Annotated in this window: 7 protein-coding genes; 1 reads left to right on the forward strand and 6 read right to left on the reverse strand. The window is 56.3% G+C overall.

Going from position 1 to position 15,035, the window contains the following annotated elements:
• Positions 1-24 precede the first annotated feature (24 nt).
• From ABGM91_RS10485 to ABGM91_RS10495, 3 genes are all read right to left on the reverse strand, one after another.
• Entirely contained in the window at positions 25-3,408 is a 3,384-nt protein-coding gene (locus tag ABGM91_RS10485) for a PEP-CTERM sorting domain-containing protein (protein ID WP_354832152.1), read from the reverse strand.
• Between the two features lie 92 nt (positions 3,409-3,500).
• Entirely contained in the window at positions 3,501-4,289 is a 789-nt protein-coding gene (locus tag ABGM91_RS10490; RefSeq protein WP_354832154.1) for a LamG-like jellyroll fold domain-containing protein, read from the reverse strand.
• A gap of 374 nt (positions 4,290-4,663) precedes the next feature.
• Positions 4,664-7,852, reverse strand: a complete 3,189-nt coding sequence (locus ABGM91_RS10495) for an autotransporter outer membrane beta-barrel domain-containing protein (RefSeq protein WP_354832156.1) — start codon at positions 7,850-7,852, stop codon at positions 4,664-4,666.
• Between the two features lie 678 nt (positions 7,853-8,530).
• Between ABGM91_RS10495 and ABGM91_RS10500 the strand changes: the two genes are divergently transcribed.
• Positions 8,531-8,731 (forward strand): hypothetical protein, encoded by a 201-nt coding sequence (locus tag ABGM91_RS10500; protein WP_354832158.1) that lies wholly within the window; start codon positions 8,531-8,533, stop codon positions 8,729-8,731.
• A 125-nt stretch (positions 8,732-8,856) separates the two neighbouring features.
• On the opposite strand, the gene ABGM91_RS10505 is transcribed toward ABGM91_RS10500, so the two are convergent.
• The 3 genes from ABGM91_RS10505 to ABGM91_RS10515 form a co-directional block, all read right to left on the reverse strand.
• Positions 8,857-12,069 carry an autotransporter domain-containing protein gene (locus ABGM91_RS10505; protein ID WP_354832160.1) on the reverse strand — a complete coding sequence of 1,071 codons (3,213 nt, stop codon included), beginning with the start codon at positions 12,067-12,069 and terminating at the stop codon, positions 8,857-8,859.
• A 529-nt stretch (positions 12,070-12,598) separates the two neighbouring features.
• Positions 12,599-14,155, reverse strand: a complete 1,557-nt coding sequence (locus tag ABGM91_RS10510; RefSeq protein ID WP_354832162.1) for a hypothetical protein — start codon at positions 14,153-14,155, stop codon at positions 12,599-12,601.
• Between the two features lie 12 nt (positions 14,156-14,167).
• Positions 14,168-15,001, reverse strand: coding sequence for an NAD(P)-dependent oxidoreductase (locus ABGM91_RS10515; protein WP_215429588.1), 834 nt, complete (start codon positions 14,999-15,001; stop codon positions 14,168-14,170).
• Positions 15,002-15,035 lie beyond the last annotated feature (34 nt).

Raw genomic sequence — 15,035 nt, forward strand, 5'->3', positions numbered from 1 at the left:
GCTTTATTAACAGGTTAATTGTTTTTAGAAGGTGCGCTTTCTGACGGCGAGCATGCCGCCTGCGGCCAGAAGGATCAGAAGGGAGGTGGCGGGTTCCGGGACTACGAGGCCGTTGGAAATCCAGTCCAGATGCAGGGAATTGTTTTCATCCCAGCGCAGTTCCCAGCGGCCCAGCTCCAGGGCCGGGTCATAGCCCTCCAGGCCCAGGTTTCCCACCGTGACGGTAGCGGAGTTGGAGAGGGAGGAGAGGATTTCCGAGAAGGAGCCGTCCATGCTGGTGACGCCGGAGGCATCCATGACCAGGTAGGACTGGTCCGTCTGCCAGACGGAGGAAGTGTAGTCCACCCGGTCATCCCCCAGGGTAAGCGTGCCGCCCAGCGTCAGGGTGTCCGCATGGAGTTCCAGGCCTGCCACGGCGCCCGCGGAGAAGTCAATCGTGATTCCGTTGGAGATGTCAATGACATTGGCGGTTATGGAAAAGCTGCCTTCACCCGTACCGAGGACGGTGACGTTGTTCCCCAGGGTCAGCGTGTCTGCATTCAGGCTGCCGGTCCCCATGACGGAGAGCTGCGTGCCGTCCTCCAGCCGTACGTCCGCCGCATTCAGGGTGGACTGTTCGCCGATGTGGAGCGTCCCGCCGCTCACCGTGAAGGAGGTGCGGGCTTCCTCCGTGCTCCAGTCTGCGGAATGGTAGCCGTAGGTCGCGCCCTTGGTGACGGCAAACGTGCCGCCGTAAACGGTCGTGTTGGCCCGGATGCCGGACTGGCTGTTTGCACCGGACATGGCGACGGTGCCATTGGACCCGGCGGCGTCATTCACGCTGATGTCCGCCACGGATTCATCCTGGGAGCTGAGGCCGTCTTCAAACAGAATTTGGCGGTTGTCCCCCGCATTAAAGGAGCCTGTGGAACCGTCGTTGAAATGGATGGCGTTGTAAACGCTCCCGTCCTGGGCCGTGTTTCCGCGGAAAATGATGTCCGCCTGGTCCGCCGTCAGGGAAACGGAGCCCCCCGCCTGCAGGTTGATGGCGCCCCCGGTGTTTTCCGCACTGTTGTTTTCAAACAGTACCGTTCCCGTGTTGCCGGAAATGGAAACGTTGTAGGCGTCCAGGGCTCCTCCTTCATAGGCGGTATTGCCGGAGAAGGCGGCGGAACCGGAATCGGAGATGGTGATGTCTCCGTAGGCGCTGATGGCCCCTCCGTAGGAAAAGGCATGGTTGTCTGAGAAGGTCAGGGAACCTGCCCCGGAGAAGGTAACATTCCCGTCGGAGTAAATGGCTCCTCCGCTGCCGCCGCGGGCCTCGTTGCCCGTCATGCTGAAGGAGGAGGCGGTATCAACCGTTACGTCTCCGCCTGACCAGATGGCGCCGCCCGCCCCGGCCTCCGCCATGTTGCCGGAGAAGGTGACGTGGCCCACATTGGACCACTCCACGGCTTCATAGTCGTTATTGATGGCTCCGCCGTTCTCTCCCGCCGTATTTCCGGTGAAGGAGATGTTTTCCGCAATGTCGGAGAAGTTCAGGCTGCCCGTGGTGCCTCCCGTATGGATGGCGCCTCCGTTCGTCATCGCGGAGTTTCCGGAGAAGCTGATGGCCCCCGTGTTGGAGAAGGAGGCGCCGCCGGAAGCGTAAATGGCCCCTCCGGAAGCGGATTCATCTTCGTTGGTGCGTACGCTGTTGTTGGTGAACGTAAGGGCTCCCGTGTTGCTGAAGGTGACGGTGTCGTTGGCGGCAATGGCTCCTGCGCCGTAAAGGGCGTCGGAGTTGGACATGTCGGACGCATTGTTGGAGAAAGTCAGGCTGCCGATGTCCTGGAAGGTGACGTTTTCCGAGAGGATGACGGCCCACTTGGCCCCGTAGTTGTCAACGTTGATTCCGTGATCGCCCGTGAAGGTGATGTTCTGGAGGGTGCCGTTATACCCGCGTCCGCCTACCCAGCAGTTGACGTTTGCTCCCAGGGCTTCCAGGTTCTGGTCCGCCGTGAGCGTAAAAACGGTATCCGTATCCGTCAGCACGCTCCCCGCCCATGCCTTGGCGCCCAGCTCCAGGGCCGCACGGGTCATGATATTCAGCGTGCCCTTGTTATTCTCCGTGTTCAGGAGGATGCCGCCTTCATGCCAGTTAATCATGTAGGCATAAGAGCTCCCTCCCATGTCCAGCGTGGCCCCGTTCTGAACGTCAATGACGTTGGAAAGGGTGTGGCCGTTCATGAAGAACAGGGCTCCGGAAGCGATGCTTACATTGCCCAGATTGCCGCCGGTGCCGAAGGCGTTGTCCACATCCAGCGTCAGCTTGCCGGCGTCCACGCGGACCACGCGTCCGGAGGAAATCGTATTGGCCCTCTGGATGACCAGCTCCCCGGCGCCGGATTTGATCAGGCTCAGGCCGGAGAAGTTGGCGGTGGTGGGGTCTCCGTATTCGTTGGACGTGTTTTTATTGGCAAAGACCTGGTTGAAGTAAAGTACGGAATTTTCTCCGATGGCGAGCGCCAGCGCGCTCCCGCCGCCGGTTTCGCAGACGATGGCGTCCTGGTACTGCGCATTGGAGGAAGTCCATGTAAGGGTTTGGTTGGCTCCCAGTTCAATGGTAGCCGTCGTGCCCCATCCGGCGATGTAAATGCCGCGGCTGGCCGTGCCTCCGGATTCATACCCCTGGGAAATGACGATGCGGCTGGAAGTGCCGGAAGCGAATTTGAGGGCGTAAAAGTTGTTGTGCAGCTTGCCCAGGGAGGCGGAATCATACCCGAACTGGTTCAGCTTGAGCGTGCCGCCGTTCAGCGTGATGGTGGGAGACTGGAAATTGGCCGTGTAAGTGTTATTATGGAACAGGCGGCCGTTGCTGGCGTCCAGTACGGCTCCTGAACCGATGCTGATCTTCCCGTTAATCCGGTTGTTGTCCGTGGCCGTGATGTTTCTTTCTCCGGTGAAAACCAGCGTTCCCGCATTGATATTCCAGGCGCCGCTGGCCGTATGCGTTCCGCCCAGGATAACGGAGCCGTTCCCTGTCTTGGTAAGCGTGGAGGTGCCTGCAAGGTTGGTATCCAGCACTTCATAGGAATCTCCCGCATTGGGGGCGTCCAGAACCAGCCCGGCATTGGAAAGAGTGGCGGAACCGCCGTTGCGGCCCGCTGCCGTACCCGTCAGGGTAAGGGAGCCTCCGTTCAGGGTGACGGCCGCTCCGTCATAAAGCAGGCCGGAGGCCGTGATTCCGGTTCCGACCGTGATGGAGGAATTTGTCTGGAATTGGGCCGTATTTCCATTTCCCCAGTCCGCGGCGGAGCCGTCCAGTTGCCAGGCTCCGGAATCCGTCCAGGACCCATTGCCTCCATTCCAGATATAATCTGATCCATAGGCCGGAATGCAAGAGAGGCAGCCGGCGAACACTCCAAAGAACAGTGCGGTTATTTTCATGCAGTTTCTAACAAATAGGGTAATATAGAATAAAAAAGGGAAAACAAGCACCAACTCGCTTTCCCGTTTAAAAAAATCATGGCTGATTTAAATTAGCTCCTCCGGCGCAGCATGCACAGTGAAGCCAGTCCCAGCAGGCTCAGCGTGGCGGTGGCGGGTTCCGGAACGGGAAGGGCCGGATTGGCGGCCAGGGCCGCAATTTCCGCATCGTTCAGAACGCCGGAGTACAACTGGAGATCGTCCATGGTGGTATCCGCGGAGGAGCCCAGCTTCAGGGACTGGACGTCTCCGGAAAAGTTGACTCCGGAAGCGGTGATTCTCCGCTGCCCGTCCAGATAAATATTCAATTCCCCGTTCTGGAAGGTGATGATGATATTAGAAAAGGAATCCTTGGAAACCGTCAGGTTGGCCCAGTTCCCCACGTTTCCGCCGCAATACGCTGCCCATTGGCCCGCGGTGGAGGTATCGCCGGAATCCTTTTGAAGGTACATATTCTGGCCGCTGCCGGACGTGAAGGTCAGCATGCTGTTCCACTTGGTCGTGGAGTGGTTGTTGCCCGGAGAAAAATCCTTCACGGCAATGGAAAGGCTGAATCCTTCCGTGGTATTCAGGCCCAGTCCGGTGCTGGAAGAGCCCAGCGTAAGCTGTCCGCCGTTCGCGCGGCTGTCGTATCCCAGCCCCTCATATCCCGCCGTGTAATTGATCCAGCCGCCCCCGCTGAAGGTGGCGGAGCCGGCGTCCGGTCCGGCCAGATTATTGTTGTTCAGGGAAGACAGAGTGCCGTTCAGCTCGTTGAAATCATAAAAATATCTCAGTTCGGCGGCCTGGGCTCCCAATCCCGAGCAAAGCAGGAACATGGTAAGGTACAGAGAAAGTTTCATCAATTTATGAATAAAGTAATTAAACGTGTGCGAGTATCGGATTTACAATCCGGAAGGTGGCTTCAATTTAAAGAACTTCTTGTAAATAAATAAAGTTCCCCTATCCACCGATGTTTTCTTATCCCTACTTTATATGTGGGAATATTTGCCGTTACGTTTTTGAGCTCAAAAAAATAGGTTGACTTCCGGATTGTAAATTCGTCAGATTTGTGGACGATATTGATAATACAATTTCTGTTCCAAAGAAACGCCGGATGTGGAGCATGCCTCCTTTCTTCCTTTCTTAATCGGCAGGGGGCTGGCTCACCAGCAAGTGAGACAGCCCCCAATTCTCTTATTCAGATCTTTAATCTTTAGTCGTTAGTATTTTCTCTTCAATAGGCATAACTGACACCGGCATTAAACCGGTGGGCCGTGGCCTTGCTCCTTCCCTCAAACTCGTACCCCGCATACGTCCTCCAGCGCGCGTTCAACTGTAATGCGCTGTTCACGTTCACCCTCACCGCATTCCGGTCCGGAGACGTTCCCTGCGCTTCCCAGCGGTACCCGTTGAGCAGCCGCTCCGCCTGCGCTCCCGGGTTCTCACGGTACACGTCAGGCACATAGCTCACCATCGCGCTGTTGATCCATTCCCTCCCTTTCAGCTCACTGCGGTGCGTCAGGCCCACCCCTACAGGCACGCTCAGGTTCTTCAGGCGCCCCTTTTCAAAGCGCCTCGCGTCCCAGCCCGTTTCCGTAAACGCCTCCTGCGTCACGTCCGTATACTCCAGCCCCAGCATGAAGTCCATCGCCACGGTCTCGTCTACCCGGCGGCTCCACTTCCCGGTCAGCGTTCCAAACAGGGTTTCGTTGGTCCACTTGCCGTGGGACCGTCCGCCCGTGTGGAAGGAATTCATCTTGTTGTCCGTCCACCCATAGCCTGCCGTTCCCGTCACCAGCAACGTATTCTTCCGGTTGAGAACCTTGTGCCAGCCCCCGTAGAGCATGCCGGTGCGCGTCTGCTGGTCAATATCCCCCGCAAAGTGGCGCCCGTTCATCTTGCCGTACAGGTCACCGAAGCCCAGGCCAAGGATGGTGTGGGAAGTGATTTTCCTGTCCGCACCCACGGAATAGCCGCCGCCGTGGTAGTCAAAGCCGTCACGGGCTCCCTCGGAGGCGTGGTTGAGGAAATCCCCCATGCCCTTGACCCAGTAGTTGTTTTCCGGTCCGGCGATAAAGCGCATGGCGTCCAGATGGCCCAGGGCGGCCCGGGACATCCCAAGCGCGTTGGCGGAGCTGGACCACATGGAGTTCATGGCCAGGGTCCCTGCCAGTTCCGGAAGGATGTCCCGGATGGCGGCTTCTTCATCAGGCGTCCAGACCAGTTGGAGTTGTTCCGGGAAGCCGTCGCCGTCGGCATCCACCCACTGGTGGCTCCAGGAGCCCGTGTAGGCATAGGGGCTGTCCACCCGGTCGGACCCGGTAGCCAGTGAATGGGCGCCGGAGAAGTCATCCGTGTGGGTCTGGTTGGCGTCCGTCAGGATGATGAAGGTGCGCTGTTGCTCCCAGGAATTGTCCGCATAGAAATAATCGGCGGATATTCCCGTGTCCATAATCCCTATAGAGCCGCCCAGGGTGAAGGAACCGGAGGCGGAGATGGAGAGTCCGTTGGTGTTTGCCAGGGAGGCGGCTTCCTGCGCCTGCTTTTGCATGTCAAAAACAAAGCCGCGGGAGAGATCCACGTCCTTGGCATTGATGAAGGCGCTGGTCCCGGGACGAAGGACGGCGTCCCCGTTGGCGATGGTGAAGGAGGCGGCGTTGATGACGCTGCTCCCGGTGATTTCCAGGGTTCCGTGTTCCAGGGTCATGGAAGTATCGTCCCTGAGCTGGGAGTTGCCGAAGACGACATTGTGTTCCAGGATGAGGGTGCCGCCGTAGAGGGTGGTTTGGCCCTTGAAATCGCTGTAGCGGCTGGCCACAAGGTGGGCGTCGTCCCCCTGGTAGAGTTCCCCGCTGAAGATGACGGTGCCGTCCGTAGCGTGGGAGATGCCGTCGTCGTCCGTGTATTGGTTGAGGGAGAGGGTGACATTTTCCTTGATGATGCCGTAGGTTGAACTGGTGATGGGGTCATTGAAGCGAACCTCCCTTCCTTGGGCGGCGGCCAGCTGGAGATGGCTGGTTCCATATACATGAATGGCGTTGGCAATGCCGTTTTCCACGGAGAAGGAGCCGTCATCGTGTTGAGTGAACGTTCCCCCGGTCATGTTTCCGCTGAAGAAAACGTCATGAGTGAAGGCCAGAAACCGGCTGAACTTGTCGGTATTGTTCCCATCCAGGAAAATAGCCCCGCCATTAACGAAAGCATAATTATTGGTGAATGAGGCTCCGTTCCTGATGGTTAGGGATATGTTGTTTCCTTGCATATAAATCGCTCCGCCGGCGCCATCGGAGGAGCCGTAGGCGTAATTGCCGGAAAAGGAAGCATGGTTTCCGAAAGTCAGTATTGAATCGCTTCCACTCATAGAAATCGCTCCGCCAAAGCTGGAGGTGGTGGTGTTGGTGTAGCTAGAATTGAGGCCGATACCATTGTTGAAAAAGGAAGCATGGCCTCCGAAAGTCAGTATTGAATCGCTTCCATGCATAGAAATCGCTCCGCCATAGTTGGAGGAAGGGGTGTTGGTGTAGCTAAAATTGAAGCTGATACCATTGTTGGAAAAGGAAGCATGGTCTCCAAAAGTCAGTATTGAATCGCTTCTAATCATAGAAATCGCTCCGCCATAGCTGGAGGTGGTGATGTTGGTATTAGAGAAGAAGATAATATTTCTGGAAAAGGAAGCATGGTTTCCGAAAGTCAGTATTGAACGGCTTCCACTCATAGAAATCGCTCCGCCAGCGCCGGAGAAGGGTGCGGGGTCGATGATTTGGATTCTATTGTCGGAAAAGGAAGCATGGTCTCCGAAAGCCATCATTGAATCGTTTCCACTCATAGAAATCGCTCCGCCACGGCCGGGGGTATTCAAGGCGTAGGACATATTGCCGGAAAAGGAAGCATTGTCTCCAAAAGTCAGTACTGAATGGTCTCCTCTCATATAAACCACTGAGCCCAGACCATTGGTGGAGGTGTTCATGATGTCGATAACATTAAAAGAAAAAACCGCATTGTTTCCAAAGGTCAGCGTTGAATTATCTCCTTGAATCTTCATGACCCAGATTGGGGAGTTGGACCAGATAACGGAATCCATATCCAGCGCATACTCTCCCTCTGCAAGATCGTACATGGGGTTTTTCCCCAGTCCGGATAAGTCCACCGTGCGCGGCGTGTCCGGATCATCCGAACGGAAGTTGACCGGAACGGTCAAGCCGGTCGTCAAGGAAGCGTCGTCATTATTCAGAACCACCGTATCCCCGGCAGCCAGGGAGCCGGAGCGGGCCAGATCATCCAGAGTGGTATAGATGTTATGGGCTGGGTCGGAAGTCTGGGCGGCGTCTACTATGAAATCCGCAGCAGAGGCAGAGAAGGACAAGGAAACGGGAATCAGCAGGGAGGCCAGCAGGCTGCGGCGCAGCGGCAAAGGTATGGTCATTCTCATAATAATAATCAGTAGTGAATTTGCTGTAACAGCACGAACCTAGTAGCGGATTTAGAATCCGATGTCAATCCTACTATTATGATAGGGATTAATTTAAGGTAAATTCCTCTTTTAAAATAGAACACTGAACGGCACCTCTCTCCCCTTTCAGAGCCCTGTGTCCGGATCTTTTCTTTTTTGATGCGGCAAACTTTTTAAGAACTTAAAAATAATTACTTACAGAGAAATTCATATTTCCAAGCATCAATCATACTGCCCCTATTCCTCCGATTGATACCTGTTTCAGTCTCTCTTTACGACTGAAGAAAAAATGCGGATTCTAAATCCGTCACATGCAGGAGACGGAGAAAATGGTCCTTGGCCCCCGGAAGGGATGAACAGGTAAGTTACTTATGTTGATCTTTGTAAGAGATTCATTGATGGAGGCCGGAAAACGTGTTCATCCGGTTGAAGAGAAGCGGATCTTGAAGCCCGCAGGGTGAGTGAATCTGAAAGAGGCACGAATCAAACCTCCGTTCCCTGCTGGCCGTATTCCATTCAAGCCGTGGCATATTGACCCCGCCGCACCCCTTGACAGGTACGCTGCCGGGCACAAAGTCTCCCAGCCCTTGTAAGACCTTGTAAGAATTCGTTCGGCTTCATCATCATTCACTTTTCGTGCGTTTCAGACGGATGCGTCCGTGCGGAGCCGTGCCCCCATCCGTTCCCCACGCTGGTCAATTTGACGTGCCGCTGGCGCTGGGCTTCGGCTTCCAGACGCCGGACCAGCTGGACGCCCGCCCGGACGCCGCCGTTCTCGGCAGCGCCCTGCTCAGGCACATTGCAGAAGGGAAGGATGCGGCGGAATTCCTGGGCAAATGGACCGGAAAGTAAAATAACATTCCCCGTTAACGTTAAAAAGAGGCTGTGCAGAACAACTGCACAGCCTCTTTGCTGCTGGCCTCCCGTCAAAGATAAAGTAGCTTCGGCGGTTTTCCGGCGCCTGCAATCAGGCTCTGTCAATAAGCGTAACTGACACCGGCATTAAACCGGTGCGCCGTGGCCTTGCTCCTTCCCTCAAACTCGTACCCCGCATACGTCCTCCAGCGCGCATTCAGCTGTAATGCGCTGTTCACGTTCACCCTCACCGCATTCCGGTCCGGAGACGTCCCCTGCGCTTCCCACCGGTACCCGTTGAGCAGCCGCTCCGCCTGCGCATTTGGGTTTTTACGGTACACGTCCGGCACGTAGCTCACCATCGCGCTGTTAATCCATTCCCTCCCTTTCAGCTCACTGCGGTGCGTCAGGCCCACCCCTACAGGCACGCTCAGGTTCTTCATATGCCCCTTTTCAAAGCGCCTCGCGTCCCAGCCCGTTTCCGTAAACGCCTCCTGCGTCACGTCCGTATACTCCAGCCCCAGCATGAAGTCCATCGCCACGGTCTCGTTGACCCGGCGGCTCCACTTCCCGGTCAGCGTTCCAAACAGGGTTTCGTTGGTCCACTTGCCATGGGACCGGCCGCCCGTGTGGAAGGAATTCATCTTGTTGTCCGTCCAGCCATAGCCTGCCGTTCCCGTCACCAGCAACGTATTCTTCCGGTTGAGAACCTTGTGCCAGCCCCCGTAGAGCATGCCGGTGCGCGTCTGCTGGTCAATGTCTCCTGCAAAGTGGCGCCCGCGCATCTTGCCATACAGGTCACCGAAGCCCAGGCCAAGGACGGTGTGGGAAGTGATTTTCCTGTCCGCTCCCACGGAGTAACCTCCCCCGTTGTAGTCAAAGCCGTCACGGGTTCCCTCGGAAGCGTGGTTGAGGAAATCCCCCATGCCCTTGACCCAGTAGTTGTTTTCCGGTCCGGCAATGAAGCGCAGGGCATCCAGATGGCCCAGGGCGGCCCGGGACATCCCAAGCGCGTTGGCGGCGCTGGACCACATGGAGTTCATGGCCAGGGTCCCTGCCAGTTCCGGAAGGATGTCCCCGATGCCACCCTCTTCACTGGGCGTCCAGACCAGTTGGAGTTGTTCCGGGAAGCCGTCGCCGTCCGCATCCACCCACTGGTGGCTCCATGCTCCTGTATAAGTATAGGGAGAATCCACCCGGTTGGAGCCGGTAGCCAGGGAATGAGCTCCGGAGAAGTCGTCCGTGTGGGTCTGGTTGGAGTCCGTCAGGACGATGAAGGCGCGCTGCTGTGCCCAGGAATTATCCGCATAGAAATAGTCCGCAGAGACGCCCGTGTCCATAATCCCTATAGAGCCGCCCAGGGTGAAGGAACCGGAGGCGGAGATGGAAAGCCCGTTGGTGTTTGCCAGGGAGGCGGCTTCTTGCGCCTGCTTCTGCATGTCAAAGACGAAGCCGTGGGAAAGATCCACGTCCTTGGCATTGATGAAGGCGCTGGTCCCGGGACGAAGGACGACATCCCCGTTGGCGACGGTGAAGGAGGAGGCGTTGATGACGCTGCCCCCTATGATTTCCAGAGTGCCGTGTTCCAGGGTCATGGACGTATCGTCCCGCAGGTCGGCATTGCCGAAGACGACATTGTGTTCCAGAATGAGGGTGCCGCCGTAGAGGGTGGTTTGTCCCTTGAAGTCATTGTAGCGGCTGGCCACGAGGTGGGCGTCCTCCCCCTGGTAGAGTTCCCCGCTGAAGATGACGGTGCCGTCCGTAGCGTGGGAGTTTCCTTCATCGTCCGTGTATTGGTTGAGGGAAAGGGAGATGTTTTCCTTGTCGCTGAAATTGACTGAACTGGTGATGGGGTCATTGAAGCGAACCTCCCTTCCTTGGGCGGCTGCCAGTTGAAGATGGCTGGTTCCGTATACATGAATGGCGTTGGCAACGCCGTTTTCCACGGAGAAGGAGCCGTCATTGTGTTGAGTGAACGTTCCCCCAGTCATGTTTCCGCTGAAGAGGACGTCATGAGTGAAGGCCAGAAACCGGCTGAGCTTGTCGGTATTGTCCCCATCCAGGAAAATAGCTCCGCCGTGAGAGGAAGCATAATTATTGGTGAACGTGGCTCCGTTCCTGATAGTTAGGGATGTGCTATATATATAAATCGCCCCGCCGGTGCCAATTCTATTGTCATCATCGGAGGAGCTGTGGGCATAATTGCCGGAAAAGGAAGCATAGTCTCCAAAGGCCAGTATTGTTGAATTGCCTCCACTCATATAGATCGCTCCGCCATTGCTGGATCCATAGGCATAATTGCCGGAAAAAGAAGCATGGTCTCCAAAAGCCATTATTGCTGAATTGAATCCACTCAAATGAATCGCTCCGCCACTGCTGGAGATCATGGAGACATTGCTGTAGCTGACATAATTGCCGGAAAAGGAAGCATAGTCTCCAAAAGACAGTATTGAATCGGATCCATTCATAAAAATAGCTCCGCCATAGCAGGTGTAGAGATTGACGTCGTTGTTGGAGATGTTGCTGACGTTGACATAATTGCCGGAAAAGGAAGCATAGTCTCCAAATTCCATTATTGCTGAATTGATTCCACTCAAATAAATCGCTCCGCCATAGCTGTTGTAGAAATTGAAGATGTTGCCGGAGATGTTGGTTAAGGTATAATTACCGGAAAAGGAAGCATGGTCCCCAAAAGTCATTATTGCTGAATTGCTTCCACTCAAATGAATCGCTCCGCCATTGTTGAGGATGTAACCGTCGCCATAGCTGGAGCCGTGGGCATGATTGCCGGAAAAGGAAGCATGGTCCCCAAAAGTCAGTCTTGAATGTTTTCCACTCATATAAATAGCTCCGCCGCCGATGTTGGCAGAATCAAGTAAAACGCTATTATTGAGGAATTGGACATGACCGGTGAGTTCCAGGGATATATCGCCGCCTTGCGCCTGAATCACCTTTCCGGCGCCATTGGCCCAGATGACGAAATCCATATCCAGCGTGTACTCTCCCTCTGCAAGATTGTACATGGGGTTTTTCCCCAGTCCGGATAAGTCCACCGTGCGCGGCGTGTCCGGATCATCCGAACGGAAGTTGACCGGAACGGTCAAGCCGGTCGTCAAGGAAGCGTCGTCATTATTCAGAACCACCGTATCCCCGGCAGCCAGGGAGCCGGAGCGGGCCAGATCATCCAGAGTGGTATAGATGTTATGGGCCGGGTCGGAAGTCTGGGCGGCGTCTACTATGAAATCCGCAGCGGAGGCGGAGAAGGACAAGGACACGGGAACCAACAGGGAGGCCAGCAGAATACGGCGTAACAATACGGGGAGGACTAGGCGCATACGAAATAATAATTATTGTAAATAAGTGGTCAATCCCAAATAGCGTATTCCTAATCCGTTCGACGCGGAGTGTTCATGAACAGTATGGAGGATGAAGCTATTCCCAAGACGTCGAATCAACAGAACTTCCCCGTTACTTCACGGCATAACCAGGTGGGAACAAAGGCTTCCCTGCCCTTGAGAAACCATACTTCCAAAATGAAATTCCGCCCCGGATGTTATATGATCTATGAAAGCGGGAAGGCTTCCGTTCCCAACTGGATGCCCAGGAACCATCCGGAGTTTTTCCTTCAAATCATTCTTCCTCAAGCTAAGGGCTTGACTACGGATTAGGAATTCGACGTAAGTCTATCCAATTATTCTTGAATAACTTATAATAAATTAAATAATCATGGGTTACAAGATTGATAAGTCAACATATCAAGAATACCCCTGTTTTTTTGAAAGAAATTCTTCCATGCTGCATGAACGGCTTTTTGAAGCTTCGCATGGAAAGAATGGATGTCCCATGCGATGGAACGTTTTTCCGTCAATTCTTTCCGTGCAGGGACGGGATGGGAGCCCTGGCCGGGAGGGTGTATAATTTCTCAATATCGTCCAGGTACCGGGAAATGGGGGTGTTGGCCGGCTGGTCCTGTTCGCGGAGCAGCTTGACGGCTGCCGCGTAGGAGGCAAAGGTCTTGCCGGTTCCGGTCCGCGTATTGATCTCATACCAGTCCATGTAGTCCCGCACGCGCCGGGCGGTTTTCATGGAAAGTTCCCTGATTTCCCGGAGCTGGCTGATTTTTGGTGCGGCTTCCCGGCTGTGGATCCTGCCCGTCTGCATCAGGGCGGCGAGTTTGGCGTATTCCACAATGACGGGGCGGTAAGCCGGGAAACAGCGGCGGCTGAGATTGAGCAGGCTGCCGGAGATGTTGGAGAGCTGCCTGTTTAGGTCCGTCAGGGAATGGGCCTGTTCCAGGTCATCCAGGGGAAAGGTGGCGGTGGTCCGGGTGTCCGGGTCATACTTCACCAGGGTGAGGGCTTCCTGAAGGTGCCGTTCCGTTTCCGTGATCGTCAGGGTTTCCGTCAGGGGAGGGGTGGCCATGCGGGAGAGCTGGAGCGTCCACCATTTGTGAAGGGAGGAGGGGGTCAGGTTGAGCTGCGGAAAATGTCGCCTGATAAGGTTTTTGGGGTCGTCATTGCCCAGGATGGCTTGGTCCAGAAGCTGTTTCATCCCTTCCGGGCCGTTTTCCTGGTTCAGCAGGCAGAGCACCAGGGCCCCGCAGGAGGTTTGATAGGCGGCGTAGGAAGTGGCGTCCAGTTCCTTTTCCGGTTCCTTGCAGTTCAGGATTTCTTCCGGGGTCATGATGCCGGACTGCTGGAACAGCGTAGAGTACATGGCCCGGTCCGCCTCGTTATTGTGCCATAGGACGGCCTGTTCCAGTCCGGAAATGAGCCACGGGGGGAGCGTCACTTCATCCGGCAGCCCCTCCGCGTCCACGGCACGCAGCATCATTTCATAAAGCAGGGTGGAGACGATGCCGTGGCGGAGCCTGTCCTGGTTGATGCCGCGGCCCAGGTGAATGAAGATGTTGTAGGAGAGGCTGCTTCCCACAATCAGGGTTTGCAGGCGGATGGGATTGGCGGGAACGGGGCTTCCCGGCTCCCCCACCAGGCGGATGATGATTTTATTTTTCCATTCGTCAGGCTGCTTGAGGATTTTCACCAGGGCGGCGCGTATGGAATCCGCACGCGTGGCAATGGCTCCGGCAAGCAGGGCGTCCATCCCGATGACGTGGAACTGCTTGGACGCGGAAACGCTGGTGAATGGCTGGCGTTTGATGGAAGGCTCCTCCCTGCCGGCTCCGGCGGGGGGGGCCGCCGGCTGCTGCGGGGCAGGGGGAACGGGACTGACGTTGGAGCTGCCCTCCGGAACGGCCCGGTCTGAAGCGTCGTCAATCAGGGAGGTGTCCGGAACGGGGACGGAAGGCGCTTCCTGAGGCGTCTGCGGTTCCGCGGCCGGGGCTTCCTTCTTCTCCTGGCCCAGGACGGGCGGCGGGAGAAGGGCCAGCAGCAGGGCGGCGCATGTTCCTCTGAATTTCATGAACAGGGGAGGTTAGTCAAATTGTTCCGCCAGGCAGCCGAAGTCTTTTTCCGCATGCCCTTCACGGCACAGCTTCCCCATGATGGAGGAGACCAGGGCGGCGGCGGGCGGGTGGATTCCCTTTTCCGCGGCCAGTTCCTGGGCGTAGATGCTGTCTTTCCTCATGTTGTCCAGGGAGAAATGAGTGCTGAAGTCACGCTCTGCCATCAGGGGGAGCTTGAAGGCCGCCAGCGGGGAGGCGATCACGTTCCGGGAGATGGCCTGGCCCAGCAGTTCCGGGGAAATGCCGTATGCCTGGGTGATGGACAGGGCCTCGCTCAGGCTCTGCACCATGGTGGCGGAGACCATGTTGGTGACCAGCTTGACGACGGTGCCGGCCCCGATGCCGCCCAGGTGCAGGATGTCCCGTGAGCTGTGTTCCAGAATGGGCCGTATGCGGTCCAGGGTGGAGGAATCCGTTCCCGCGTAATAGACCAGCTCCCCTTTTTCCGCAGGCAGGCGGGAGCCGGTGAACGGGCAGTCCACATACGTGCAGCCGATGGCGGAGCACATCAGGGAGAGTTTCCCTACGGTGGCCAGGTCAATGGTGGAATGGTTCAGGATGATGTGTTCCGGGGTCAGCGCACCCCTCATTTGTTCAAACACTTCCAGGCAGGCGTTCCTGTCCTTGAGATAGAGCTGGATGATTTTGGAGGCGCGGGCGGCATCCGCCGGCGTGGCAACCGCCTCCGGAAAGTCCTCCCGGGGCGTGCGGTTCCATACGGTAACCTTGTCGCCCAGGCTGGTCATGTGGCGTGCAATTCGCGAGCCGATGAGGCCCAGGCCTAAAATGGAAACTTGGTACATGGCGGTTTTCAGAAAAAAGGGTGGGGAGGGAAAC

Source organism: Akkermansia muciniphila, from assembly GCF_040616545.1.
Classification (GTDB): domain Bacteria; phylum Verrucomicrobiota; class Verrucomicrobiia; order Verrucomicrobiales; family Akkermansiaceae; genus Akkermansia; species Akkermansia muciniphila_E.